The 26,133-nt window shown below is 62.3% G+C and carries 23 protein-coding genes, 1 tRNA gene and 1 pseudogene; 10 read left to right on the forward strand and 15 right to left on the reverse strand.

Going from position 1 to position 26,133, the window contains the following annotated elements:
* Positions 1-8: 8 nt before the first annotated feature.
* Both CTR53_RS15135 and CTR53_RS15140 read left to right on the forward strand, forming a co-directional pair.
* A complete protein-coding gene (locus CTR53_RS15135) occupies positions 9-1,205 on the forward strand; it encodes a class I SAM-dependent rRNA methyltransferase (RefSeq protein WP_290815099.1) in 1,197 nt (398 codons plus the stop codon).
* 136 nt (positions 1,206-1,341) lie between these two features.
* The gene (locus CTR53_RS15140; protein WP_290815101.1) at positions 1,342-1,722 is read left to right on the forward strand and encodes a hypothetical protein; all 381 of its coding nucleotides are present in this window, start codon (positions 1,342-1,344) and stop codon (positions 1,720-1,722) included.
* Between the two features lie 104 nt (positions 1,723-1,826).
* Here CTR53_RS15140 and CTR53_RS15145 read toward each other — a convergent pair whose 3' ends face one another.
* The 3 genes from CTR53_RS15145 to CTR53_RS15155 are packed head-to-tail and all read right to left on the reverse strand — an operon-like array spanning position 1,827 to position 4,410.
* The gene (locus CTR53_RS15145) at positions 1,827-3,020 is read right to left on the reverse strand and encodes an aminotransferase class I/II-fold pyridoxal phosphate-dependent enzyme (RefSeq protein WP_290815104.1); all 1,194 of its coding nucleotides are present in this window, start codon (positions 3,018-3,020) and stop codon (positions 1,827-1,829) included.
* 17 nt (positions 3,021-3,037) lie between these two features.
* Positions 3,038-3,415 carry a VOC family protein gene (locus tag CTR53_RS15150; protein WP_290815106.1) on the reverse strand — a complete coding sequence of 126 codons (378 nt, stop codon included), beginning with the start codon at positions 3,413-3,415 and terminating at the stop codon, positions 3,038-3,040.
* Positions 3,416-3,429: 14 nt separating this feature from the next.
* A complete protein-coding gene (locus CTR53_RS15155; protein ID WP_290815108.1) occupies positions 3,430-4,410 on the reverse strand; it encodes a DMT family transporter in 981 nt (326 codons plus the stop codon).
* A 131-nt stretch (positions 4,411-4,541) separates the two neighbouring features.
* Between CTR53_RS15155 and CTR53_RS15160 the strand changes: the two genes are divergently transcribed.
* From CTR53_RS15160 to CTR53_RS15170, 3 genes are all read left to right on the forward strand, one after another.
* Positions 4,542-5,027, forward strand: coding sequence for an Lrp/AsnC family transcriptional regulator (locus CTR53_RS15160; protein WP_290815110.1), 486 nt, complete (start codon positions 4,542-4,544; stop codon positions 5,025-5,027).
* A 193-nt stretch (positions 5,028-5,220) separates the two neighbouring features.
* Positions 5,221-7,884: a glycosyltransferase gene (locus CTR53_RS15165; protein ID WP_290815113.1), complete on the forward strand. Its 2,664-nt coding sequence runs from the start codon at positions 5,221-5,223 to the stop codon at positions 7,882-7,884.
* Between the two features lie 21 nt (positions 7,885-7,905).
* Positions 7,906-9,678: an exo-beta-1,3-glucanase gene (locus CTR53_RS15170; protein WP_290815115.1), complete on the forward strand. Its 1,773-nt coding sequence runs from the start codon at positions 7,906-7,908 to the stop codon at positions 9,676-9,678.
* 3 nt (positions 9,679-9,681) lie between these two features.
* On the opposite strand, the gene CTR53_RS15175 is transcribed toward CTR53_RS15170, so the two are convergent.
* The 3 genes and pseudogenes from CTR53_RS15175 to CTR53_RS15185 form a co-directional block, all read right to left on the reverse strand.
* Positions 9,682-10,521 (reverse strand): TRAP transporter large permease subunit, encoded by an 840-nt coding sequence (locus CTR53_RS15175; protein WP_290815117.1) that lies wholly within the window; start codon positions 10,519-10,521, stop codon positions 9,682-9,684.
* Between the two features lie 67 nt (positions 10,522-10,588).
* Positions 10,589-11,632: pseudogene (locus CTR53_RS21305) on the reverse strand (TRAP transporter permease); the annotation flags it as partial.
* A gap of 146 nt (positions 11,633-11,778) precedes the next feature.
* Positions 11,779-12,759 (reverse strand): TAXI family TRAP transporter solute-binding subunit, encoded by a 981-nt coding sequence (locus CTR53_RS15185; protein WP_290815119.1) that lies wholly within the window; start codon positions 12,757-12,759, stop codon positions 11,779-11,781.
* A 244-nt stretch (positions 12,760-13,003) separates the two neighbouring features.
* On the opposite strand from CTR53_RS15185, the gene CTR53_RS15190 reads away from it, so the two are divergent.
* Positions 13,004-13,909 (forward strand): DMT family transporter, encoded by a 906-nt coding sequence (locus tag CTR53_RS15190; RefSeq protein WP_290815121.1) that lies wholly within the window; start codon positions 13,004-13,006, stop codon positions 13,907-13,909.
* Between the two features lie 19 nt (positions 13,910-13,928).
* Here the strand turns inward: CTR53_RS15190 and CTR53_RS15195 are convergent, their stop codons facing one another.
* From CTR53_RS15195 to CTR53_RS15225, 7 genes are read right to left on the reverse strand one after another with little or no spacing between them, the layout of a single operon-like run.
* Positions 13,929-15,899, reverse strand: coding sequence for an acetoacetate--CoA ligase (locus CTR53_RS15195; protein WP_290815124.1), 1,971 nt, complete (start codon positions 15,897-15,899; stop codon positions 13,929-13,931).
* Between the two features lie 18 nt (positions 15,900-15,917).
* On the reverse strand, positions 15,918-16,502 hold the full coding sequence (locus CTR53_RS15200; RefSeq protein ID WP_290815126.1) for a cupin domain-containing protein: 585 nt from the start codon (positions 16,500-16,502) through the stop codon (positions 15,918-15,920).
* A 19-nt stretch (positions 16,503-16,521) separates the two neighbouring features.
* Positions 16,522-17,541 (reverse strand): SMP-30/gluconolactonase/LRE family protein, encoded by a 1,020-nt coding sequence (locus tag CTR53_RS15205; protein ID WP_290815128.1) that lies wholly within the window; start codon positions 17,539-17,541, stop codon positions 16,522-16,524.
* Between the two features lies 1 nt (position 17,542).
* A complete protein-coding gene (locus CTR53_RS15210) occupies positions 17,543-18,856 on the reverse strand; it encodes a TRAP transporter large permease subunit (protein WP_290815130.1) in 1,314 nt (437 codons plus the stop codon).
* Positions 18,853-19,347, reverse strand: coding sequence for a TRAP transporter small permease subunit (locus CTR53_RS15215; protein WP_290815132.1), 495 nt, complete (start codon positions 19,345-19,347; stop codon positions 18,853-18,855). Before CTR53_RS15215 ends, CTR53_RS15210 begins: the two co-directional genes overlap by 4 nt.
* A 43-nt stretch (positions 19,348-19,390) precedes the next feature.
* Entirely contained in the window at positions 19,391-20,461 is a 1,071-nt protein-coding gene (locus CTR53_RS15220) for a C4-dicarboxylate TRAP transporter substrate-binding protein (RefSeq protein WP_290815134.1), read from the reverse strand.
* Positions 20,462-20,509: 48 nt separating this feature from the next.
* Positions 20,510-21,244: an FCD domain-containing protein gene (locus CTR53_RS15225; RefSeq protein ID WP_290815136.1), complete on the reverse strand. Its 735-nt coding sequence runs from the start codon at positions 21,242-21,244 to the stop codon at positions 20,510-20,512.
* A 136-nt stretch (positions 21,245-21,380) separates the two neighbouring features.
* On the opposite strand from CTR53_RS15225, the gene CTR53_RS15230 reads away from it, so the two are divergent.
* Both CTR53_RS15230 and CTR53_RS15235 read left to right on the forward strand, forming a co-directional pair.
* Entirely contained in the window at positions 21,381-22,157 is a 777-nt protein-coding gene (locus CTR53_RS15230) for a cyclase family protein (protein WP_290815139.1), read from the forward strand.
* Positions 22,158-22,162: 5 nt separating this feature from the next.
* Positions 22,163-23,098, forward strand: a complete 936-nt coding sequence (locus tag CTR53_RS15235) for a fumarylacetoacetate hydrolase family protein (protein WP_290815141.1) — start codon at positions 22,163-22,165, stop codon at positions 23,096-23,098.
* Here CTR53_RS15235 and CTR53_RS15240 read toward each other — a convergent pair.
* Both CTR53_RS15240 and CTR53_RS15245 read right to left on the reverse strand, forming a co-directional pair.
* Positions 23,082-23,951, reverse strand: coding sequence for an SMP-30/gluconolactonase/LRE family protein (locus CTR53_RS15240; RefSeq protein WP_290815143.1), 870 nt, complete (start codon positions 23,949-23,951; stop codon positions 23,082-23,084). The genes CTR53_RS15235 and CTR53_RS15240 overlap by 17 nt on opposite strands.
* Before the next feature lie 2 nt (positions 23,952-23,953).
* Positions 23,954-25,069, reverse strand: coding sequence for an NAD(P)/FAD-dependent oxidoreductase (locus CTR53_RS15245; protein ID WP_290815145.1), 1,116 nt, complete (start codon positions 25,067-25,069; stop codon positions 23,954-23,956).
* 177 nt (positions 25,070-25,246) lie between these two features.
* Here CTR53_RS15245 and CTR53_RS15250 point away from each other — a divergent pair.
* Together CTR53_RS15250 and CTR53_RS15255 are read left to right on the forward strand one after the other, a co-directional pair.
* Positions 25,247-25,333 (forward strand) — tRNA-Leu (locus tag CTR53_RS15250).
* Between the two features lie 70 nt (positions 25,334-25,403).
* Positions 25,404-26,018 carry a ribonuclease D gene (locus CTR53_RS15255; RefSeq protein WP_290815147.1) on the forward strand — a complete coding sequence of 205 codons (615 nt, stop codon included), beginning with the start codon at positions 25,404-25,406 and terminating at the stop codon, positions 26,016-26,018.
* Positions 26,019-26,133: the final 115 nt, after the last annotated feature.

Here is a 26,133-nt window from a genome sequence, read left to right on the forward strand (position 1 = left end):
ATTTGTCCATGACTATCAATACGTTGCCCGTTCTGCGCGTGAAACCTCGAGAAGAGCGCCGCGCAAGAGGTGGACATCCGTGGGTGTATTCCAACGAGATTGCACTGGATGCCGATGCCAAGGCGATTGCACCCGGCAGCCTTGTGCGACTCGACGATGCGCAGGGAGCACTGCTGGGAATCGGCACATTCAACCCGCATTCGCTGATCGCAGCGCGACTTTTGAGTCACGAAGCAGCAACAATCGACGCCAGCTTCCTCAGCCGCCGGTTGCAGGCGGCCCTGCGGTTGCGCGAACGCTGTTTCACCCTGCCGTATTACCGGCTGGTGCACGCTGAGGCCGACGGCCTGCCGGGTGTCGTGATCGACCGCTACGGCGACGTGCTCTGCATCCAGTGCAATACAGCGGGGGCGGAGCGATTGCTGCCCGACCTGCTGGCGGCGCTGGAGCAGGTGCTGAAGCCGCGCGCCGTCGTGCTGCGCAATGATTCGCCGGTGCGCGCGCTGGAAGGCCTGCAGCCCGAGATCCGCCTCGCCGCCGGCAGCCTGGATGACGGTCCGGCCGTGGTGGAAGAGGGCGGCGTGCGGATCGCGCTCGACCTGCTGGAAGGCCAGAAGACCGGCTGGTATTTCGACCTTGCCGGCGCCCGCGCCCTGATCGCCGCCCAGGCCAAGGGCGAGGAAATGCTGGACCTTTATTGCAACTCCGGCGCTTTCGCTCTCACTGCCGCAAAGGCTGGGGCCAAGAGCGTGCGCGGCATCGACCGTTCCGAACTTGCCATTGCCCAGGCGGTGCAGGGCGCCAAAGACAACGACCTCAACCGGATCGCGAAATTCGAGAAGGCCGAAGCTTTTCCGGCGCTGGAGCAGTTGCAGGGCGATAAAGCTGCGCGGTTCGGCATCGTCGTCACCGACCCGCCCAATTTCGTCAAAAGCCGCAAGGATCTCGGCCCCGGTGCCAAGGCCTATCGCAAGCTGGCGAAACTCGCCGCGCCGCTGGTGAAGCCGGGCGGGCTGTGGTTTGTCGCCTGTTGCGCGCATCTGCTGCCGGGCGAACTGTTCGCGAAGGAAACCGCCATCGGCATCAGTCAGGCCGGCCGCTCGGGGCGGGTGCTGTATTCCGGTGGTGCCGGGCCGGACCATCCGGTGCATCCGCATCTGCCGGAAAGCGCCTATCTGAAATGGCAGATCCTGCAACTGGACTAAGCCGCCGCAATTCCGCCATCAGTTCGCAGCAGGATTCCGGCCCGGCAGGCTTCCGATAAAAGACCGGCATGTCCCGTGGCGGGCATGCCGCCCCAGCAAGATCGGCTGAAACGGGAAGTCCTGCTCGAGGACGGTCATGTCTTCCCTCATCGCTATCCGACGCATCGCTGCGCTGCTAGCGCTGGTCGCGTTTCTGCCGGGCTGCGCGCAATGGCATTGCGGCTCGCTGCCCAATGCCGAGCAGTGCTATGCCGCCTATGACGAATATGAAACCTGCCAGTATCAGTCGCGTCCGCTGATCCGCCAGGTCGGCGAAACCTGGCGCAGCGAATGCCGCACCGAGCGCGTCGCCTGTGGCAAGCGCGAAAAGCGCTGCGTCGAGCGCACCCGCGAAATCTGCCGTTCCTATCCAGAGCCGATCTACGACTATCGCGATTACAACAACGGCGTGTCGCACTGCATGAGTGGCAAGGGGCTGGCGGCCTACGATATGTATTTCAATCGGTCGCCCTTCTAAGAACCTTCGTCATGCCCGGGCTTGACCCGGGCATCCCATTCCATCGAGCGCTTCAGAAAATGGGATGCGCGGATCAAGTCCGCGCATGACAAAAGGAGTTTTCTTCAGCGTCGGTTCAGTCGCGAGAACCACGGATCGAGCCGTGCAATCGCGTCGTCGATGATCGAGGCATCCATGCAGAAGGAAAGCCGGATATAGCGGTGGCCATCGGCGGTATTGAAATCGACGCCGGGTGCGGCCACCACGCCGGTCTCGTCCAGCATGCGCTTGCAAAAGGCCACGCTGTCATCGGTGAAATCGCCGACATCGATATAAAGATAGAAGGCGCCGTCGGGCGGCGCGAAACGCGTGATGCCCCAGCGCGGCAGCGCAGCCAGCAACGTGTCACGATTGCGGCGATAGGCCTCGACGCGCGGGGTCAGTTCGGCGTCGGCATTGAGCGCGGCGATGCCGGCCAGCTGCGACAGCGTCGGCGCGGAAATCTGCAGGGACCCATGCAGCGCCTCGATCCGCTGCACCAGCCGCTCCGGCAGCACCAGCCAGCCAATGCGCCAGCCGGTCATGCCCCAGTATTTCGAAAAGCCATTGATGACGATGGCATCGTCGCCGACCGACAGCACGGTTTCGGCGGCGCGGTCATAGGTGACGCCGTGATAAAGTTCATCGACGATCAGCCACAACCCGCGCTGCTGGCAGAGATTGTAGATCGCGCGCAGTTCGGCGGCCGAGAGCATCGTGCCGGTCGGGTTGGCCGGGCTGGCGATCACCACGCCCTTCACCTGCGCAGGCAAGGCCGCAATCATCTCCGGTGTCACGCGATAACCGGTGGAGGCATCGGTGGTGAGACGATACGGCACGAGGTCGATGGCCTTCAGCGTGCCGCGATAGGCCGGATAGCTGGGTTCGACCACCGCCACCGTGTCGCCGGCGGAAAACGCCGCGAGGAAAGCGAGCATCAGACCTGATGACGTGCCCACCGTGACGGCGACGCGTTTGGGCGAAATCTGCAGGCCATGTCGGCGCCGATACAATTGCGCGATGCCTTCGCGCAGGGCTGGAATGCCGAGCGCTTCAGTATAGCCAAGCGGTTTGCCGCTGTTGAGCGCATCTTGCGCGGCTTTGATCGCGGCCTGTGGCGGCGGCAGGGTCGGTTCGCCGGCCAGCAGGCTGACCACCTTGCCGCCGGCCTTCACCTTCGCATTCACCGCCTTGAAGATCTCCCACATCTGGTAGATCTCGACATCGCTGCGCGACGAAGCAGCGGGAGCGGCGAAGACTTTGTCGATATGGTCGAGCATGAGCGCAATATAACTCGTCAATCAGGCGTGAAGCACACCGCTTCGATGCGATAACCGTCGGGATCGACCACGAAGGCCGCATAATAGGTCGGGGTGTATTGCGGGCGCAGGCCGGGCGGGCCGTTATCGGTGCCGCCATGTTGCAGCGCCAGTGCATGGAAGGCATCGACGGCATCGCGGCTGCCGGCGCGGAAGCAGAGATGCAGGCCGGATTTCGGATCGGACGGCACCGGGCTGCTGGTCTGGTCGATCCAGAATTGCGGCCGTGTCGCGCCCCAGGCGATGCCATGCTCGCCATCGTAAAGCCGCTTGTAGCCCAGCGGCGTCAGCGCCGCGTCATAGAAGCCGGCGGAGCGTTTGGCGTCGCGCACGCCGATGGAAACATGGTCGAACATCTCAACTAACCTCTTTAATGGTTAGTTCGGTTATATCGCGAAAACGCGCCATTTGCCAGGGCGACGCCGAGGCTGACCGCGCCGATCCCGATCCAGGTGACGGCTTCCGGCCATTCGCCCAGCAGCGGTATGGCGAGCAGGGCGGTGAGCGCCGGCGTCAGCGCACCGAAGGCGGCGGCCGGCGCAGCGCCAAGCCGGCGCACGGCATAGCCGTAAAGCGCCATGCTCAGCAGACCTGACGCGACCGACTGCACGATCTGGAGGCCGATATCGAAAAGCGGTGCCGTCAGCACACGGCTGTCGAGCCACAGCAGGTAGACCGGCGTGTAAAGCGCGAAGGCACTGGTATAGGCCAGCGCCGCCGCCTGCCAGGCACCGATGCCGCTCTTTCTCAGCGCCACGGTGTAGCAGGCCCATAGGGCGCCCGCCAAAACAAACAGCAGATCGCCGCGCCATGTGTCGCCCGCCGTTTCGCCTATCTGGCCGCCAATGATCTGCCAGCCCCCGACAGCGATGGCGCCCAGCAGCATCAGTATGGTGCCGGCGCGGCGCTGCGCGGTGAAGCGTTCACCGAGAAACAGCACGGCCAGCAACGCAGCGAACAGCGGCATGCTGCCGGGCATCAGTGCGCCGGCATGGGCGGCTGGGGCGAAGAACATGCCGGTGCTGCCGGCCAACATGAAGGGCAGGCCGGCGCCGGCGGCAACAACGAAAAGCAGCAGGACATACCGGCCGCGCGCCCGCCCAGGCGGCGGCGCGGGCAGGCGCCACAGCAACGGCAGCAGAAGCATGGCCGGCAGCACCATGCGCAGGAAGATCACATCCCACAGCGACAGCGATCCCGAGGTCAGGCCGAAGCGTGTGATCACCAGGCCAATCGCCCAGAGCGACACGGTGGCCAGTGCCGCGGCGGCGCCGAGCCAGCGGCCGGTCTCGATCGCGGGCACGGCAGGGGCCAGGCCAGAGGGTGAGGCAACGCGGCTTTCGGCAGACATGAACGCGGACTCCGGGATAAACGGCAGACGCAGGATGGGTGGGAAACCCACAGCATGTCCTTGCTATTTCTGCCTGCTTTGAGATTATTCCAGCAATTTATGACAATAAGTGACAGCAGTGGAGGCAGAAAGTGCCAAAACAGAACCTCGATGACTTCGACCGCAAGATCCTGGCTGCCCTGCAGGCCGATGCCCGACTAAGTAACGTCGACCTGGCCGAAAGGGTAGGGCTGTCGCCTTCGCCCTGCCTGCGCCGTGTCAGGCAACTGGAAGAAGAGGGCTATATCCGTGGCTATCGCGCGGTGCTGGACCGCCGCAAGCTCGGGCTGGGCCTCACTGTCTATGTCGATATCAAGGTGGAGAAGCATTCGGCCGAGAATGCCGCCAGCCACCAGCGCATGCTGGAGGCGATCCCCGAAGTGGTCTCGGCACATATGGTCTCGGGCGAGGCCGACTTCTTCGCCGAGGTGGTGGTACCCGATCTTGCGGCCTATGAGGAATTGCTGACCCAGCGCTTGTTGTCGCTGCCGATGGTGAAAGACATCCGCTCCAACTTCGTGATCCGCCCGATCAAGACCGACGGAGCCTTGCCGCTGGAGCATCTGGAGCAGGGGTAGTGGCCGGCTTAGCCATCAACAGCTAACCTGCCGTGCTCTCGACTCTTTTTTGACCTGCCCCTATAGTCCGGCGTCTGCCGTAAAGCCGCCATATTGCCTGCCTATTCAGACTGCCAGCCGGGGACCGGTACGGGCGGTTTGGGCCGGTACGGGGTCACCGGCGCTGTGTTGTCATCTCTGCCCCGGGGCCCAAGTGTCCAAGTCTCTTGCCATGCGCTATTCGGGACTGTTCGTCCTGCTCATCGTCGGCGTCCTCAATCTGGCCGGCTGGGCCTACATGAACCGTTCGATCGAGCCGCGCCCCTGGGGCGAAGTGATCAGCGGCTTCGATTATACGCCGTTCCGCGGCGACCAGGATCCGCGCAACAACAAGTTTCCCTCCGAGGCCGAGATCGAACACGACATGCAGATCCTGTCTGGCCAGGTGCGGCAGATCCGCACCTACTCGACGCTGGACGGCCAGGGCGAGATCGCCAAGATTGCCGGCCGCTATGGCCTTGAGGTGATGCAGGGCAGCTGGCTCGACGGTCGCCTGGAGCGCAACGAGGAAGAAATCAAAAACCTGATTGAGCTGGCGGCGACGCATGACAACATCCGTCGTGTGCTGGTCGGCAACGAAACGCTGCTGCGCGCCGACATGCCGATCCAGGATCTGGTCGAATACATCCGCCGCGTCCGCACCGGGCTGGCCAATCGCGGCAAGCATGTCGAAGTATCGACGCCGGAAACCTGGGATGTCTGGCTGCGCTATCCGCAGCTCGGCCGCGAAGTCGACTTCATCGCCATCCATCTGCTGCCCTACTGGGAAGGCCAGGCGCCGGACAAGGCGGTGGAATATTCGCTCAGCCGCTATCAGCAGGTGAAAGACGCCTTCCCGACCAAGAAGGTGGTGATCACCGAAATCGGCTGGCCGTCGGAAGGCCGCACGCGCCGCGACGCAGTGCCGAGCCCGACCACGCAGGCTGCCTTCCTGCGCGCCTTCCTCAACATCGCCAACCAGCGCGGCCTCGACTATTACGTCCAGGAAGCCTTCGACCAGCCGTGGAAGCGCAACATCGAAGGCTCGGTCGGCGCCTATTGGGGCGTGTTCAATGCCGACCGCACGCCGAAATTCCCGATGACCGGTCCGGTCAGCGACCGGCCGCACTGGCCGCAGCTGGCGGCAGCCTCGATCCTGCTGGCGCTGCCGCTGATGGCATGGTTCCTGGCGCGCTGGGCCGACCTGCGCTTCTCGGGCCGCACTTTCTTCATTGCGCTGATCCAGATCATCACCAGTGCACTGGTGATGGTGGTCGATTCAGGTTTGCGCACTTACATGAGTCCCGGTATCGCGCTGATGTGGGCGATGCTGCTGCCATTGCTGCTGCTGCTGTTCATGGTGGTGCTGGCCGAAGGCCTCGAACTGTCCGAAGTGATCTGGGCGAGCCGGCGCCAGCGGCATTTCCTGCCCTTCCGCACCGATGTGGAACGCAACTGGCCCAAGGTCTCGATCCATATTCCGGCCTATAACGAACCGCCGGAAATGCTGAAGCGCACGCTGGATGCGCTCAACCGCCTCGACTATCCGAATTTCGAGGTGATGCTGATCGACAACAACACCAAGGACGAGAAGGTCTGGCGGCCGGTCGAGGAATACTGCCGCACGCATCTCGACCCCGAGAAATTCCGCTTCTTCCACGTCTCGCCGCTGAAGGGCTTCAAGGCCGGCGCGCTGAATTTTGCGCTGCGCAACATGGCGAAGGACGTCGAGATCGTCGGCGTGATCGATGCCGACTACCTGGTCGAGCCCGACTGGCTGAAATCGCTGGTGCCGTATTTCGACCGCGCCGATATCGGCTTCGTGCAGGCGCCGCAGGATCACTACGACTGGAAGGACGATACTTTCAAGGAATTCATCAACTGGGAATATGCCGGCTTCTTCCAGATCGGCATGGTGCAGCGGAACGAGCGCGACGCCATCATCCAGCACGGCACGATGACCCTGGTACGCAAGGCCGCCATCGAACATGTCGGCCCCTGGGCCGAATGGTGCATCTGCGAGGATGCCGAGATGGGGCTCCGTTTGCTCGCCGGCGGCTGGCACTCGGTCTACACCGACAAGCGCTACGGCTACGGCCTGACGCCTGATAGCTTCTCGGGTTATAAGAGCCAGCGTTTCCGCTGGGCTTATGGTGCCGTGCAGATCATCAAACGACACTGGCGCGACATGCTGCCGGGCGACGAGCGCAAGCTGGATGCCATGCAGCGCTACCATTTCGTCACCGGCTGGCTGCCGTGGTTCGCCGACGCGCTCGGACTGATCTTCGCCATCGCCTCGCTGGCCTGGACGGTCGGCGTGCTGATCCTGCCAAAATATTTCGAACTGCCGCTGGCGCTGTTCCTGCTGCCGGTGGTGGCGGTATTCGGCGCCAAGCTGGCGCAGTTCCTCTGGCTTTACAAAATCCGTGTGCCCTGTTCGCTGCGGCAGCGTTTGGGGGCCGGGCTGGCCGGCCTCGCGCTCACATACACGATTGCCAAGGCGATGCTGTTCGGCCTGTTCACCTCGACGCTGCCCTTCATCCGCACGCCCAAGCATGAAGACCAGGCCGCCGTGGTGCAGGCCTTCATCATGGCGCAGGAAGAAACCCTGATTGCCGTGCTGCTGCTGCTGGCCGGCATCGGCATGTGGAATTTCCAGGGCGGCGAAGATCCCGAAGCACGACTCTGGGCCATCGTGATGTGGGCGCAGTCGATGCCTTACTGGGCCTCGCTCATCCTCGCCTTCATCAGCACCGCGCCGAAACCGCCGAGCAAGACTGCGGCGATTCCGGCAGCGACCCCGGACGACGCTGCCTCGCAGGGCAGCCCGGCGCAGTAACTCCAGAACAGGCTCGTCATCATGACTGCGTCGACATCCCGGCCGGCCACGCGCTTCGTGTGGCTGCTGTTGCTGATCCTTCTTGCCGCGCTTGCCAATGTCGTTGCCTGGTGGTGGCCGAACCGTCCGGTCCAGGTCGGCCATGCGCCATATGCGGCGCAGGAACATGTCGTCGAGAGCATGTCCTTTGCGCCGTTCCGGCGTGGCCAGAGTCCGCTGACCAAGGCCTACCCGACGGCGGAGCAGGTGACCGAAGACCTGCAGAGCCTGAAGGGCATTACGCGTGGCATCCGCACCTACACCTCGCGCGAAGGCCTGGAAGTGGTACCGCCGGAAGCGGCGAAACTCGGCATCAACGTGATGCAGGGCATCTGGCTCGGGCCCGAGCGCGCCATCAACGACCAGGAAGTGGCCGCCGCGATCGAACTGGCCAACAAATACCCCGACGCGATCAAGTCGCTGGTGGTCGGCAATGAGGTACTGCTGCGCAAGGATCTGCCGGTCGACGAACTGATCGGCTATATCCGCAAGGTGAAGGCCGCCGTGAAACAGCCCGTCACCTACGCCGATGTGTGGGAATTCTGGCTGCGCTTCCCGCAGCTGCTGGCGGAAGTCGATTTCATCACCGTGCATTTCCTGCCCTATTGGGAAGACCTGCCGATCGCCGCATCGCATTCGATGCCGCATATCATGGAGGTTTACCGCGAGGTGAAGGAGAAGCTGCCGGGCAAGCCGATCACGATTGGCGAGGTCGGCTGGCCGTCGGAAGGCCGCTCGCGTCGCGATGCCATTCCGTCGCGCACCGAAGCGGCGGGATTCATTGCCGATTTCATGCAGGTCGCCCAAAGGGAAGGCCTGTCCTACAACCTGGTTGAGGCTTTCGACCAGCCCTGGAAGGTGAAGCTGGAAGGCACCGTTGGTGGTGCCTGGGGCGTGCTGAACGAACTGCGTCAGCCGAAATTCGAAGTCGGCGGGCTGGTTTCCAATCTTCCCGAATGGCCACTGTTTGCCGGGCTGAGCGTCCTGATGACACTGATCCTGCTGGTGCTGCATGCACAGTTGGTGGTGCGGCTGTCGTCCGGCGGCATGGCCGCGGCGGTGCTCTTCGCCCAGACGCAGGCGGCGCTGCTCGCGGCTGCCATCGAACACGCGCTGGAGTATAATTTCTCGCTGATGCACCAGGCCGAATCCGGGCTCGCCATCCTGCTGCTGGCGGTGTTTGCGATGCTGCTGTTCCGCCGCCTGCTGGCGCTGCTCGGCAACAGGGTCGATCTCACGCATCCGCCCCAAAAGGTATCGTTGATGGCGCTCGGCAGCGTTTTCGGCCTGCTGCGTCAGGTGACCGGTGTGCTGTCGCTGCGCAGTCCGCGACTGGGCGAATTGATTTACGGGCTGCTCGGATTGTGGGTGGTCTATCACGCGGTGATGCTGGTGGCAGCCGGCCGCTACCGCGATTTTCCGATCGATTATTTCCTGGCGCCGATTGCCGGACTGCTGCTGTTGCGGCTGATTGCTGGCCTGTTCGGCCGCAATGGCAACCAGGGCCTCGCACGCATCGCGCTGGCCAACACCTTCTCAGATCCGCAAATTCATACTGCGGCGCAAGGTCGTTTCGGCTGGGAGGCGGTGCTGGCCTTCCTGCTGCTCTGCCTGCCGGTGCTGGTGCTGCGGATCGAGACGCTGAGCAACCGCGAGGCGCTCTACTGGTGCGCCATCACAGTCTTTTACGCGCTGCCGCTGCTCGGCAATCTCGCGCTTGCCGCGCAGCGGTCGCCACAGCCGATGGCTGCCTGAGGCTCAGGCCGCGCGGCTTCTCACCATTGCCCGCCCCCGCTGGAAAATCGCCAGCACGATGGTGAGTGCGACACCGATCGACTTCATCATGTCGATATGCTCGGGGCCGAGTGCGCTGGTGAGTGTCTCCAGCAACGACGGGAACAGCAGCAACGTGCCGCCGGCAACCAGGCCCACCTGCACCAGGCGACTGGTCTTGCCGAACAGCCAGCCCTGCGTGGCGCCGGCATAGGCCCAGATGCCGAGGGCGGTGGTCGCCGTCACCCAGACGATCTGCATCCAGTCGCCGCCCTTCGGTGTGTTCAGCAGCAGGCCGACGCCGTTCGGATCGAGCACGAAGACAAATGGCACCAGGAAGGCCGGCATGGTGTATTTCCATGACTGCAGCGTGGTGCGGTAGGGATCCGCGCCGGTGATGGCGGCAGCGGCGAAGGGCGACAGCGCGGTCGGCGGCGACACTTCCGACAGTACGGCATAGTAGAAGATGAACATATGCGCGGCATAGTCGGGCACGCCGAGCTTGATCAGCGCCGGAGCGGCGATCACCGCGCAGATGATGTAGGATGCCGTGACGGGGACGGCGAGGCCGACGATCCAGACGATCAGCGCAGTGTAGATGGCGGTCAATACCAGGCTGCCGCCGGCATAGGCGATGGCGATGGCGCTGAACTTGAGGCCTAGGCCGGTCAGCGTGACCACACCCACGATAATACCGGCCGAGGCGCAGGTGGCGGCTGTGCCCAGCACGCCGACCGAGCCGGCGGCGAGCGCATCGATCAGCTTCTTCGGCGTCAGTGCGGTGTCGCGCCGGCAGTAGCTGACGACGATGGCGGCGATNNCCATAACGCTTGGTCAGATTCCACAGACTTTCACGCTTGCCGATGTCGACATTGGCGATGTTGTATTTGCCGGCATCGAATTCGACCATCGACAACAGGCAGAAGTAGTAGAGCAGGGTCGGAATCGCCGCCATGCGAATGACGTCGAGATAGGAGATCTTGAGGAATTCGGCGATCAGGAAGGCGGCAGCACCCAGCACTGGCGGTGAGATGATTGCGCCGAGACCGCCGGCGGCGAGAAGCCCGCCCGCAGCAGAAGCGGCATAGCCGGATTTCTTCAGCATCGGCCAGGCGACCGAGCCGATGGTGACCGTGGTCGCCACGCCGGAGCCCGAAGGACCGCCGAGCAGGAAAGAGGACAGCACGATGGCGCGGCCCGAGCTGGTGCTCTTGCCGCCCATGGCCGAGAAGGAGAAGTCGATGAAGAATTTGCCGGCGCCGGAGAATTGCAGAATGGCGCCGAAGATGGTGAACAGGATGATCAGGCTGGACGAGACATCGACGGCCGAACCGAAGATGCCTTCCAGTGTCATGTAGAGATGGCCGATCAGGCGTTCGGCATCGTAGCCGCGATGAGTCCAGGGCGCCGGAAGGTAGGGGCCTAACATCGCATAGGCGATGAAGATAACGCCGACCACCGGCATAATGGGGCCGGTGGTACGGCGCGTCGCTTCGAGGATCAGCACGACAAAGACGGCGCCGATCAGAACATCGGTCTGATTCGGCAGGCTGGCGCGATCGGTCAGGTCGTCGCCGCCCATCACCAGATAGACCATGGTGCCGATGCCGATCAGCGCGGTGACCACGTCCCACCAGCGGATGCGATCGCGGAAACGCAGGGCCACGGGATAAAGCAGGAAGATCAGCAGCATGACGAAGCCGACATGGATCGGCCGCAGCTGCTGGGTCGGCACGATGTCGTAAGCGGCATACATGTGGAACAGGGTCATGATCACAGCGAGTGCGGTGATCAGATGGCCGGACCAACCTGACAGCCGGTTGGCGGCGCCTTCTTCCTGCTCGATATATTCCTCGACCTTGCGCTGGGTTTCCTTGTCCAGCGCGCCGGGTTCGATCATCGCCTCGGTCGCGCTCTTGGTGGTTTCCTGCGTCATGTCACTACTCCCCTCGCATCGCCTGTCATGCGATGTCCCCGTTATGGGCCCCTATTATGGAGTGTTCTTTTAACAGTGAGCCCCGCTCCGGCCAATGCCGGAGCGGGGCTCATATTCAGGTAAAATTTATATAAAATGCTGACGGATCACTTCGGGTCGATCTTGATGCCTTTTTCCGCCAGATATTTGATCGCACCCGGATGGAACGGAACCGGCGTGTTGTCGCGCTTCTGGTTTTCCAGCTTCACGTTCTTCGCCTCGGCATGCACCTGGGCCCATTCGTCGCGCTTCTCGAAGATGGTCTTGGTGATGTTGTAGGCCGTGGCTTCATCCATCGAGTCCGCGACGAACAGAATGTTCCACACGCTGGACATCGCATTCGGCTTGTCCTGGCCAGGATAGGCGCCGGCCGGAATGGTGCCGGTGGCATAGAGCGGACCGTACTTGTCGTTCATCTTCTTCACGACATCCGAGTGGTCGATCAGCTTCAGCTTCACGCCCGGAGTTGCGCCCAGATCGGTGACCGCCGAGGTCGGCACACCGCCGACCCAGAAATAGGCATCGATCTTGTTGTCCTTGACCGCATTGGTCGACTCGGCAGCACCGAGACGTTCGCGCTTGATGTCCTTGTCTTTGTCGAGACCGGCGGCTTCCAGCACGCGGAAGGCCATCACCTCGGTGGCCGAACCCGGCGAACCGGTCGACACGCGCTTGCCTTTCAGGCCAGCCATGTTGGTGATGCCGCTGGCTTCGGTGGTGACGACATGCATCACGTTCGGATACAGCACGGCCAGTGTGCGATGGTTGACCGGTGCGCCCTTGAACTTATCTTCGCCACGCGCAGCATTCAGCGAGGCATCGGCCATGCTGAAGCCGATATCGGCGCGCTTGGCGCCCACGAGCTTCAGATTGTCGACCGAGCCGCCGGTCACTTCGGCAGTGGCCTGCCAGCCCGGCACATGCTTGGTCAGCAGGTTGGCGAGGCCGCCGCCGAGTGGGTAATACACACCGCCAGTACCACCGGTCACGATGGAAAGGTTCTTGCTCTGCGCCAGCGCACCATTGGTGGCGCCAACCGCTGCGAATACCAGGCCGGCCAGAGCCGCGCCGATCATCAGGCGTTTCATTCTCATTTCCTCCTCGCTGTCCGCCCCATGACATATCTCTGGGCGGCCCACTCCTTGTGCGGAGGACAGACGATAAGGAGTCTGGGCGCCAAATATCAACCCTCTTTTCCCCTGCCGCAGCGCACAAGACAGCGGGTGGCTGTACAACCATTGTATTTCAACGTCCCAGGGTCTAAGCCCGGGTCTGACTTTGGGCCCGGTTGCCCATGAAAAAAGCAAATTCCCAGTAAAGCAAAAAACAGTCATGCCTTCCGCTTCCGTCGCATCGTCGCATGTTGCCCAGCGCTTGGCTCTGGCTGCCCTGATCCTGGGCGCGCTTGCCATCGCCTTCTCGCCGATCTTTGTCCGCCTCTCGGAGGTCGGCCCCACCGCGACCGGTTTCTACCGCACCATGCTTGCGGTGCCACCGCTGTGGTTAGTCTGGTTTCTACGACCTGCGCAGGATACCGCCGCGCCACGTACATCGGGTATGCCGCCGCTCGGCGTGCTGCTGCTGCCCGGCTTGCTGTTCGCCGGCGACCTGTTCTTCTGGCATCTGGCGATCCAGTACACGTCTGTCGCTAATTCCACGCTGCTGTCGAATTTTGCGCCGGTCATCGTCACGCTCGGCGCCTGGCTGGTTCTGCGCGAGAAAATCTCACCGGCCTTTCTGGTGGCGCTGCTGGTTTCGATCTGCGGTGCGATGATGCTGATGGGGTCCAGCTTTCGGCTCGGCGGCGATTATATCTTCGGCGATCTGCTGGCGCTGCTCACAGCCTGTTTCTACGGTGCTTATATGATCGCGGTGGCCAAACTGCGCGGCAGTCATGGCAGCCAGGAGATTATGCTGTGGTCCAGCCTGGTCAGTGGTGCGGTGCTGCTGCCAACGGCCTGGCTGATGGGCGAGACATTTCTGCCGGCGACACTGAGCGGCTGGGCAGTCCTCTTCGGGCTGGCATGGCTCAGTCATGCCCTGGGGCAGGGTCTGATCGCCTATGCGCTGGGCCACCTGCCGGCGTCATTCTCATCGCTGGTCGTACTGGTGCAGCCGGTCGCCGCTGCCTTCTTCGGTTGGCTCTGGCTCGGCGAGGGGCTGCAGACGCTGCAGATCGCCGGCGGTGGCGTCGTGCTGTTCGGCATCCTTCTCGCGCGCCGTGCCCAATTAAAGTAGGGGCGCCTCTTAAGACAACTTAAGCCGCCCGCTGTTTCGCGAAATCGACGAACCAGGCCAGACTGCCCGGATTGGCCATGGTGCCGGGATTGGACACCTTCTCAGCCGGCTGGCCGAGAAGGATCTTCTTCACCGGCACTTCCAGTTTCTTGCCTGACAGCGTGCGCGGCACTTCGGCCACCTGGAAGATATCGTTGGGCACGAAGCGCGCCGACACGGCCTTGCGGATCGCCTGGTTGATACGGTCTTTCAGCGCCGCATCCAGCGTGAGGCCGGGGCGCAGCACGACGAAAAGCGGCATATAGCTGTCGCGGCCAAGGTATTCGAGGTCGACGATAAGGCTGTCCAGTACCTCAGGCAGTTCTTCCACCGCGCGGTAGATTTCGCTGGTGCCCATCCGCAGGCCATAACGATTGATGGTGGCGTCCGAACGGCCATAGATGATCGCGCCGCCGCGTGGGGTGATGCGCAGCCAGTCGCCGTGGCGCCAGACGCCAGGATACATGTCGAAATAGCTGTCGTGATAGCGCTTGCCGCCTTCGTCGTTCCACAGGAACAGCGGCATGGATGGCAGCGGCGAGGCACAGACCAGTTCGCCCACCTCGTCGGTCAGCGACTTGCCATGGTCGTCCAGCGACTGGATATCGGCGCCGAGGCAGCGCACCTGCATCTCGCCAGCATAGACAGGCAGCAATACGCAGCCGGCGACGAAAGCGCCCGCAAAATCGGTGCCGCCGGAAATCGAGGTCAGCCAGACGGATTTGTCCAGCTTGTCGTAGATCCAGGCGTATGAGTCTTCCGACAGCGGCGAACCAGTCGAACCGATGGTGCGCAGGGCCGACAGATCGGCCATCTTGCGCGGCTCGACGCCGGCCTTCTGGCAGTTGGCGTAGAAGGCTGCGCCGGCGCCGAAGAAGGTGGCTTTGGTTTCGCCGACGAACTGCCAGAGCCGGTTCCAGTCCGGCCAGCTCGGGCTGCCGTCATAGATGGCGATGGTGGCACCCACGAGAAGCCCGGCCACCTGCGCATTCCACATGATCCAGCCAGTGCTGGAATACCAGTGGAAGATATCATTGGGCCCGAGATCGTTATGCAGGGCGGTCATCAGCATGATCACGATGACCACACCGCCATGGCCATGCACGATCGGCTTCGGCAGGCCGGTGGTGCCAGAGGAGTAGACCACCCAGAGCGGATGATCGAAGGGCACCGGCTCGACCTTCAGCTCGGCTGGCTTTGCAGTCACCTCGGCCCACCGCGCGGTCGGTACTTTCGGCAATGCCTGCTGCGTTTCGCCCGGCATCAGGATCAGGTTCTTCACTGTCGGCAGTTCGGCGATCAGTTGCGCCAGCACATCGCCCTTGTCGAGATGCTTGCCGTTGTAATGGCTGGAGGGCACGGCAAACAGCACCACCGGCTCGATCTGGCGGAAGCGGTCGAGCACCGCGTTGAGCCCCATATCGGGGGAGCAGACCGACCAGATGGCACCGATGCTGGCCACTGCGAGAAAAGCCACGATGGTTTCCGGCGTATTGGGTGCATAGGCCACCACGCGGTCGCCGCGCTTCACGCCCAGCGACCGCAGGTGCGCCGCCATGGCCCCGACCTGTTCGCGCAGGCCGGCCCAGGCCATCTGTTTCAACGGCTGGGTTTCGGAGGAATACAGGATGGCCGGCCGGGCCGCGGTCTCATGCCGGAAAACCTGGTCGACGAAATTCAGTTCGGCGCCGGTAAACCACTGCGCGCCCGGCATCTCGCGCTTCGCCAGTACCTTGTCATAGGGCTTGTAGGATTTGAGTTCGAAATGATCCCAGACGGCGGCCCAGAAGCCTTCGAGATCGCTGACCGACCAGCGCCACAGGCTGTCGTAATCCGGGAAGTCGCGGCCACGCTCCTGGCGCAGCCACGTCATGAAACGATGCAACTGGCTGCGCTGGATACGCTCGGCCGTTGGGGTCCACAGCAGGGCGGGGTCTGCCGTCTCGGTCATGGTCTCTCCCGGAAATGCTTAAGCTTTTGCGATCAGCTTAGCGATCTCGGGCGAGAATGCACCATCCAGCAGGATGAAGGCCATGCGGGCCGGGTTGGTTTCCGACGGATTCTCCCAGGCGTGGTCGGTGCCGCGCTGCACCACCACGTCGCCGGCTTTCAGGTGTGTCCGCGAGCCGTCGTCCAGCACCAGCACGATCTCGCCATGCACCACGATACCGTAATCGACCGATTCGGTGCGATGCATCATCGGGTGCGGCGAGCCGGGCTTCCAGGTCGAGGCATGAGCCGAACCGACCATCGTGAAGGCAGCCTGTGCAATTTCCCTGGTCATCGGCGGGGTGCCGGTAGCGACGGCCTGTTTGGGACCGAAGTCGACAAAACGTATGATGCTGCCCTTTTCGGGCGGCTCGATCTGCAACTGGCGGTCGGTCGGGTCTTTGCCGTTGTCGACACTGACCGGGCTGCCGGCAGTATTCCACACCTCGAAGAAGGCGACACCGAGTTCCGGCTTCTCGATGGTCGGCGTCATTACTGTGTCGAGGGCGACTACGGACTGGCCGGCAGTGTTATGCCCGGTGACGATGCGGCGGGGTGCTTTCATCTTTCGCTCCAGTGAACCATCACCAATGAACCATAGGCAGGCCAGCAACCGGGCTGCGGAACCACGGAATATTCGTGCCGAACAATGTGCCGATATAAGCATTGCGCAGATCAGGGCCACCGAAGGTGACGCTGGCGATCCAGGGCGTCACGCTGCTGCGGGTTTCCATCATCTGCTCGGGCGTCGGCTTGCCGGCCTGATAGCCGGCTTCCAATGCTGCAATCTTCTCCGGTTTGCCATCATCGTAGAGCGTCAGCACCTCGCCATCGGGGGTGAGGGCGATCAGCCGTTCCGCCATCACCAGCGTGACCCAGAGATTGCCGTAAGCATCGAATGCGCAGCCATCGGGGAAGCCGGCCGGGCCGAAATCGCTTGGGCCGAATATCTCACGCCCCGACAGGCTGCCATCGTCGCCCACACGAAATCGCGTGATGCGGCGGCCACAGGTTTCTACGGCATAGAGGTATTCTTCCCTGGCATCCAGCCGCACTTCGTTGGTGAAATGCAGGCCATCGGCCACGATGCGCAACCCGCGTTCGTCGGCCAGGGCAATGAAGCCGTCGTCAAGGCCCGGGCGGATCGCCTCCATCCAGTTCTTGATGCGCGTCGAAACCGTGAGCCAGACACGGTCTTTCGAATCGCGCAGCACGAAATTGACCTTACCGATCGGCTTGCCGTCGATGCTGTCATACAGCACGCGGCTGCCGCCCTCGCGGGTCATGATTTCCAGGCGGTCAGTGCCGAAATTGGAAATCAGGATATCGCCGTTGCGGGCAAAAGCCAGGCCGTTGGGCAAGGTGCCCTCGGTGAAGCGTTTGGCGAGATCCGTCGTGCCGGCGAAATGGCTGTCGGCCTGCTGTGCGATCAGGCGTTGGCTGCCGTCGGCCGCGATGCGCATGACGCCGCCGCGCGCATCGGCCGACCACAAAGTTCCGTCGCGCTCGGCCAGGATACATTCCGGCCGCTGCAGATCCTTGCCGACGAATTGCAGCTCGTCGCGGTTGATACGGAAGCCCTTCAGCGGGTTGGTAGCGGTCATGTCACACCAGCGTGAGCGTCAGTTTCGGGAAGATCACCAGCAGGATCAGCGTCAGCAGCATGATGACGGCAAACGGCATCGTCCCCATGAAGATGGTGCGTAGTGTGATGGCCGAATCATTCAACGTACTTTTGATGACGAAGACGCTCAATCCGAAGGGTGGGGTCAGCAGCCCAATCTCGACGGCAACGATAGTGACGATACCGAACCAGATCAGGTTCATGTCAAAGCCGCTGGCGATCGGCAGCATCAGCGGCAGCACGATCAGCAGGATCGAACTGGAATCGATGAAGCACCCCAGGATGACGATCAGCAGGATATAGATGGCAAGGAAGGCCATCGGGCCGAAGCCGGCCGCACTGATTTCGCCGACCAGGAACTGCGGCACGCCGCTGAGCGCCAGCATGCGGGTGTAAAGGCTGGCACCGATGATCAGGAAGGAGACCGAGACAGTGACATGCCCGGTCTCGACCAGCACCTGCCAGAATTTCTTGCCATCCAGCTTGCGCTTCCACAGCGCAATGGCCAGCGCGCCGGCAGCACCCACGGCGCCAGCATCGGTGGCGGTGAAGAAACCGGCATAGATGCCACCCAGCACGACGCCAATCAGCAGCAGGATCGGCAGCAGCTTGGCGGACATTTCCTTGCCACCCATCAGCGTCACGCCAGCCGCATCGCCTTCGGCATGGCCGCCGACGTAGGAGGGCCAGAAACGCGCCATCAGCATGATGCCGACAGAATAGGTGATGGCAAGCAGCAGGCCTGGCACCACGCCGGCCATAAACATGGCACCGACCGATACTTCGGCTAGGAAGCCGTAAAGGATCATCAGCAGGCTGGGCGGGATCAACATGCCGAGCACGGAAGAGCCTGCCACCACGCCGGTGGCGAAGCCGGGCTTGTAGCCGTAGCGCAGCATCTCTGGTACGGCGACGCGGGTGAAGACGGCGGCCGAGGCGATGCTGATGCCGGTGATGGCGGCGAACACTGCATTGGCAGCCACGGTGGCGATGCCCAGCCCACCACGCAGCCGGCGCAGGCCCTGGTTGGCGACCTCGAAGGCATCCTTGCCGATATCGGCAATCGAGACGAGGAAGCCCATCAGCACGAACAGCGGCACGACGCCGAAAATATGGCTGGCAATCGAGTCCGATGCGCCCTGCGCCAGCATGCTGGTGGCGACGCCGAGATCGTCCTTGATCAGCCAGACGCCGACGAAAGAAGTGAGGCCCAAAGCTACGGCGACATGCAGGCCCATCCAGACCAGCAGCATCATACCGGCCAGGGTGAGGAAGCCAGTTTCAAGGCCGGTCATTTGTCACCTGCAAAAGCGAAACGGAAATCCTGCCAGGCCATGATCAGATATTGCAGTCCGGTGGCAGCCGAACCGATCAGGATCAGCAGGCGGATCGGCCAGGTGGGAGCGGTGAAGTCGCCGACCGCACCGACATATTCGCCGATCTCGATGGCTTCTTCGAACAGCGCGAGACTGCCCCAGAAAATGATGGCGAGAAACACCACGCCCAGCAAATTGAAAAAGCCCTGCATCGCACGACCGAAGCGCGGACGCGCGATCAGCAGGTTCTCGATTATCATGTCCGAACGGGTCATGCGCCCGCTCATGAGTGCATGGCCGAGTTGCAGGAAGACGATCCCGACGATGGAAAGGGCCAGCAGTTCGGTGGTGCCGCGTACCGGGGCGTGAAACAGTTCACGCCCGAGGATGTCGGAGTTGATCAGCACCATGAGGAGGAAAATCCACACGGTGCCGAGCGCGTTCATTGCGCCAAGCAGTCGAGGAAACATTACGGCACCACCGAAGTTGGGCTGGCTCAGAGCAGAGACTGGTTTACTCTTTCGACCAGTCGCGCGGGAACTTCGCACCCGCGGCCCGCATCTGACCGACGAACTCGTTCAGGACGACGGTGCCGGGCAGGCCCTTGGCATCCAGATCCTTCGCCCAGGGCAGCGCCACATTGGGCAGTACCGCAGCCCACTGCTTGCGTTCCTCGGCCGAGAGTTCGCGCGGCTTGGCGCCGCTATCGATCATCTTCTGCATCAGCGACGCAGATGTCGCGGTCAGCAGTTGGGCGAATTTGGTGTCGTATTCGGCGCCCACTTCCATGACGATCTTCTTGGCATCTGCCGGCAGCTTGTCGTAGACGCGCTTGCTCATCACCAGAGCACCGGCGAACTGCGCACCGTAATTCACCTTGGTGATATGCGGCGCAACTTCAATGATCTTGGCCGGGAAGGCGCCGGTGATGAAGGTGAGTGCGCCTTCAGTCACGCCGGTCTGGATGTCGTTGTAGTAGGTCTGCAGCGTGCCGGCGACGGCAACAGCGCCGGTGCCCTTCACCCAGTTGGCCGAGGGACCGGGCGCGTTGATTTTCTTGCCGTTAAGGTCTTCCAGCTTGTTGATCGGCCCCTTGGTGAAGAGGTGATAGGTGTCTAGGCCGGTGCCGCCGAGGAAAATCATGTTGTTCTTGGTCCAGGCCTGGGCCATGGCCGGAACCTTGGCCTGCACGCCCTTGATCACCTTCGACATCATGGCGACGTCATCGGTCATGAAGGGGGCGACGTAGGACACGTTCTGCAGCGGGAATTTCGGCGCTTCAAAAATCGTCGAGACAAAGGCCAGTTCGGCAATACCGTCCTTGATCGCGCCGGATTCGCTGCCCAGCTTGACGGCGGTGCCGCCCCAGGCGCGGGTCCATTCGAACTTGGCCTTGCTGTTGGCTGCAGCTAGGCGCTTGTCGACTTCGGGGATGAAGAATTCATCGGCCAGCTTCACCCATGGGAAGATCACCGGATGGCCGGCCACTGCCGTCATCTTCACGGTCTGCGCAGTTGCCGGCTGTGCCAGCGCAAGCAGTAGGCCGGCGCCGACGACGCCGGAGAGTGTCTTGATTGCGGTCATGGTTTCCTCCCGAGGATTTTTCCGCGTGTGTTTTTCTGTGTCAGGCAGTCACGGTGGTGCCGTCTGCCTGGCATTCGCTGCGGCGTCCTCGCCGTAGCAGAATTCGTAAGTGTGGCTGAGATGATGGTACAGGCTGGAGCAGGCGCCATCTGAGTCGCGTGCCAGCACCATGTCCATCAGCTGCTTGTGTTCGCGCATCAGCATGCCATGCCCGATCATGATGAAATTCTGCATCATGCCCTGGCGATAGCGCTCGGCCTGATCGTAGAGCCGGCTTTGTTCGTCCAGCAGGCGCGGCGAGCCGCAGGCTGCGATCAGCGCGACATGAAAGGCTTTGTGCAGTTCGCTGAACTCGGTGAAATTCTCCAGCGGTTGGCCTTCCATGCGGGCGACATAACGGTCGAGCCGGTGATAGGCAGCCAGGATGGCGCCCTCCCACGCATCGTCGCCGCGCGCGATGGCCAGTTTCAACGCGGCCGGCTCCACCACCTGGCGCGCCAGGGTGATATCGGCGAGATCCGCGGCGCTCATGGCGGCGACGCGGAAGCCGCGCTGGCTTTCCACCGAGACGAAGCCCTGACTGATCAGCCGGGCGAGACCCTCGCGAAGCGGACTGGCGCTCAGGCCATAGCGCGATTTCAGTTCGTCGATCTGCAGTTTGGTGCCGGGCGGGAAGCGGCCGGCGATGATGTCGGCGCGAATATTCCGGTATGCAGATTCCGTCAGGCTGCCGGCTTCGGCGGCCAGGTCGCGGATATCTACCTTGGTCCTCTCGTTTCCCATGGCGTCACTGTGGCGGCCGGACTCCGATACTGTCAACGATAAAAAAGAAAAAAATCGACAAAATCTCTTGCAGTCGTTATTGTATCCTCCAACCGCCCACCAGAGCCGGCCCCGTCAGATTTCCTTGGGAGGAATTATGCCCCGTCGCTTTGTCGACCTCTCCATCTATCTCGAAAACGACGTCCAGTCCGATCCGCCGGGCTTCGGCCCGAAGATCGACTACATCCGACACAAGGACAGCGCGTCTGACGTCGTGAAGTTCTTCCCTGGCCTGAAGGAGGAAGATCTGCCCGAAGCCGAGGGCTGGGCGGTGGAGAATGTGCAGCTCAACACGCATAACGGCACACATCTGGATGCGCCGTATCATTTCCATTCGACGATGAATCATGGCGAGCGCGCCTGGACGATCGATGAGGTGCCGCTGGAATGGTGCTTCGGCGACGGCGTGAAGCTTGATTTCACCAAACTGCCCGACGGCTATGTCGTCACCGACAAGGATGTTGAGAACGAGTTGAAGCGGATCGGCTATACGCTGAAGGAACACGACATCGTCGTGGTCAATACCGCGGCTGGAAAGGCCTATGGCAAGCCAAACTACGTCAGCACCGGCGCCGGCATGGGCTACAAGGCCACCATGTATCTGCTGGAGCGCGGCGTGCGTGTCACCGGCACCGATGCCTGGAGTTGGGATGCGCCGTTTGTGCATACCGCCGAGAAGTTCAAGGAAAGCCAGGATGCGTCGCTGATCTGGGAAGGCCACAAGGCCGGTCGCCATATCGGCTACTGCCATCTGGAGAAGCTGCATAATCTGGAAGTGCTGCCGCCGTTCGGCTTCACCATTTCCTGCTTCCCGCACAAGATCCGCGGCGCTTCCGCCGGCTGGACCCGCGCCGTCGCCATCTTCGAGGAATAAGTCATATGAAATTCTGCACTTACAGTCATGCGGCGCATGGCGAGAAGCGTCCGGGTGTGCTCACGGCTGACGGCGCCACGATTGTCGATCTGGGCGGCAGCTTCGACAGCACGCTGGCCATCATCAAGGGCGGCGACGAAGCCAAAGTGAAGGCGAAGAGCCTGCAGGATCGCGCCGAGACGCGCATAGCGCTCGGTGAAGCAAAGTTGCATGCGCCGGTGCCGGTGCCGGAGCAGATTCGCGACAGCATGTTGTTCGAAAAGCATGTGCAGCAGGCGATGGAGCGCATGACGATCATGCGCAAGCCGGTGCTCGGCCCGTTGCTGGTCAAGATGGGCAAGGTCAAGGTGCCGCCGACCTGGTACCAGATCCCGATCTACTACAAGTCCAACCGCTTCTCGGTGAACGGCCCCGAAGGCGACGTGATCTGGCCGCGCTACAGCCAGGTGATGGATTTCGAACTGGAATTCGGCTTCTTCCTCGGCAAGACCGGCAAGAACATCAAGCCGTCGGAAGCCCGCAATCACATCTTCGGCTTCACCATCTTCAACGATTTCTCGGCCCGTGATGCTCAGTCGATCGAGATGCAGAGCATGCTCGGTCCCTGCAAAGGCAAGGATTTCGACACCGGTAATTCGATGGGTCCGTTCCTCGTGACCTTGGACGAGATCGGCGATCCCTATGCGCTGCGCATGCAGGCGCGCGTCAACGGTGAAACCTGGTGCGACAGCAACTCGCGGACCATCCATCACAAGTTCGAGGACCTGCTGGCGCGCGTCTCGTCAGACGAGACCGTGCATCCGGGCGAGTTCTTCGGCTCGGGTACCGTCGGCGACGGCTGCGGCCTGGAACATGGCCGCTATCTCAAGGATGGCGATGTGGTCGAGCTGGAAGTCGAGAAGATCGGCATCCTGCGCAACCGCGTTATTCGCCAGAAGTAAACGGTACCTCCGGCAACCCCGGGACATCGACAGGGATCGCGAAAATGCCGCCGGCCAGCGGTGTTTTCGCCAGATCCTCGGCTGTGTGGCGCTGACGTGCCGTGGTGATGTAGAGCGTTTTGAAATCCGGCCCGCCGAAGCAGGGCATCGTCGTGGCATTTGCCGATACCCGCACATCGCGGAGGCGTTTGCCCTCCGGCGAAAACTGCGCCACCGTGCCTGCGCCATAAAGCGCGATCCAGTAATTGCCGGCTGAATCCACCGTGGCGCCATCCGGTCGCTCGTCGCTTTCGCGCAGATCGAGGAAGAGGCGGCGGTTCGAGATCGCCGCCGTCTTCACGTCGTAATCGTAGGCGTAGACGCAGCCTGTTGGCGTGTCGGCGTGATACATCGTCGCGCCATCCGGGCTCCAGGCCAGTCCGTTCGAAATGGCGATGGCGCCGACAAGGCCCTGTCGCAACACGCGGTCGCCATCCAGACGATAAAGTGCGGTATCGGGTTGACGGTCGTCGGTCATGCCGCCGGTCCAGAAACGACCCTGGCGGTCGCAGCGGCCGTCGTTGAAGCGCGCATCCTCCAGCGGCGAGGCGGCCAACAGGGTTTCGTTTTCGGTGACCGGATCGAACAGCCAGATGCCGTCGCGGCGGGCCAGCAGCAGTTCATGGCCCCGGGTTGGCGCGATGCTGCCCAGCGCGCTCGGCATCGGCCAGGTTTCCAGTTTCTGCGTGGCCGGATCAAGACGATGCAGGTTTGGCGTATGGATGTCGACGAACCAAAGTTTCTGATCGGTCGCTGACCAGACCGGCGATTCCGCCAGATCGAATTTGCCGTCGAGAATACAGGTCGCATCCATGGTCACACCATTTCATCAGCCATATCGGCAACCATTTCGCCGATGCTGAGCGACGCGGTCAATCCCGGGCTTTCGATGCCGAACAGATTGATCAGGCCCGGTACGCCATTCTCGTCCGGCCCCTGGATCATGAAATCGTCGCCTGCTTTACTTGCGCCACGGCTCAGCTTCGGCCGGATGCCGCAATAGCCGGGCTGGATCGAGCCATCGGGCAGGGCAGGCCAGTATTGCCGCACGGCTTCGTAGAAGCTTTCGCCACGTTTCGGATCGACGGTGTAGTCAATGGCATCGATCCATTCGACGTCTGGGCCGAAACGCATCTGCCCGCCCATGTCGATGGTGACATGCGTGCCAAGGCCGCCCGGCGTGGGGATCGGGTAGATCAGGCGCGAAAACGGTACTTTCACACCGGACAGTACGAAATAATTGCCCTTGGCATAGTAGCAGCCGGGAATGCTTTCCGGTCGTACGCCTTTGATCTTGGCGGCAATGCCCTGCGCAGCAAAACCAGCGGAGTTCACCACGATCTTCGCCTTCAGTTTCATCGGATCGGCGCCGCCGGTTTCGATGACGATGCCATCGTTCATCGCGTCGCCGCGGATCACCGGTGCGCCCAGCGCCAGCATCGCGCCGTGATCTTCCGCCTCGCCCTGATAGGCCAGCATCAGGCCGTGGCTGTCGATAATTCCGGTGGAGGGTGAAAACAGCGCGGCGACACAATGCAGTTGCGGCTCCATTGCCAGCGCCTGTTCGCGTGTCAGCCATTCCATGTCCATCACGCCGTTGGTCTCGGCTTTTGTCCTGATCGCTTCCAGATCGCTAATCTGGCCGTCGTCGGTGGCGACGATCAGTTTGCCGCAGCGCCTGTGGCTGACATGGCGTTCTTCGCAATAGGCATAAAGCGCCTGCTTGCCTTCGATGCAGAGTTTCGCCTTCAGGCTGCCGGCCGGATAGTAGATGCCGGCATGGATCACTTCGGAATTGCGCGACGAGGTCTCGCTGCCGATGAGGTTGGCGGCCTCGGCAATCACCACCTCGCGACCGCGCCGGGCCAGAGCCCGGGCCACCCCCAAGCCGACCACACCGGCCCCAATCACCAGACATTCGACGCTATCCATCGGCCTTTCAGCTCCTTGCTTCTTCCCGTTATCGGCAGCCGGCCGCGGCGGTGCAACCCCTTGAGCGGCCAGCCGATAACTGTGCCCCGAATACTTGGGGGCGGCGCTTGACTTCCAGCGGCCGGGGCCGTAAACACTCGCCTCGGTTCGGGCAGCCCTCGGTTGTCTGCATCGCCTGCCCAGGTGGCGGAATTGGTAGACGCGCTAGCTTCAGGTGCTAGTGACCGAAAGGTCGTGTAAGTTCGAGTCTTATCCTGGGCACCAATTCCTCGATTTGCTTCGCCGTTGAAAGGCGCCTTGCAAGTCGAGTGCAGCACCCGAGAGTGCACCGCAAATGGCCATCACCGTATATCAGAACGACCTGCCTGCCGGCCTCGACCTTGGCCCGGTTGTGGCGGTCGATACCGAGACCATGGGCCTGCGCACGCTGCGCGACCGCCTCTGCGTCGTTCAGTTGTCGTCGGGTGACGGCAATGCCCATCTGGTGCAGTTCCGCTCCGGTACCGGCTACAGCGCGCCGAATCTGAAGCGCCTGCTGGAAAACCCCCAGATCCTCAAGCTGTTTCACTTCGCCCGCTTCGACCTCGCGGCGCTGAAGCAGTATCTCGGCGCCGAAACCTCGCCGGTTTACTGCACCCGCACTGCCTCCAAGCTGGTGCGTACTTTCACGGACCGTCACGGTCTGAAGGATTTGTGCCGCGATCTGATCGGCGTCGAAATCTCCAAGCAGGAGCAGTCGTCGGACTGGGGTGCGCATGATCTGACCGAGGCGCAGCAGCGCTACGCCGCGTCGGATGTACTGAACCTGCATCAGCTGAAAACCGTGCTGGACAAGATGCTGGCCCGCGAAGGCCGCACGGCCTTGGCCGAGGCCTGCTTCGGCTTCCTGCCGGCACGTGCCGCGCTCGATCTCGCCGGCTGGCCGGAAGACGACATTTTCGCCCACTGATCCCCTTTTTATTCCGGGGCTTACCCTCTGAACGGCCAAGTATCTGAATTTGGCTGCGAACCGGCCATCAGGTTTGCAATTTGAAGACCGATTCTCCATACTTGGCACGATTCTT

This window comes from Ferrovibrio sp., assembly GCF_002796975.1.
Classification (GTDB): Bacteria; Pseudomonadota; Alphaproteobacteria; order Ferrovibrionales; family Ferrovibrionaceae; genus Ferrovibrio.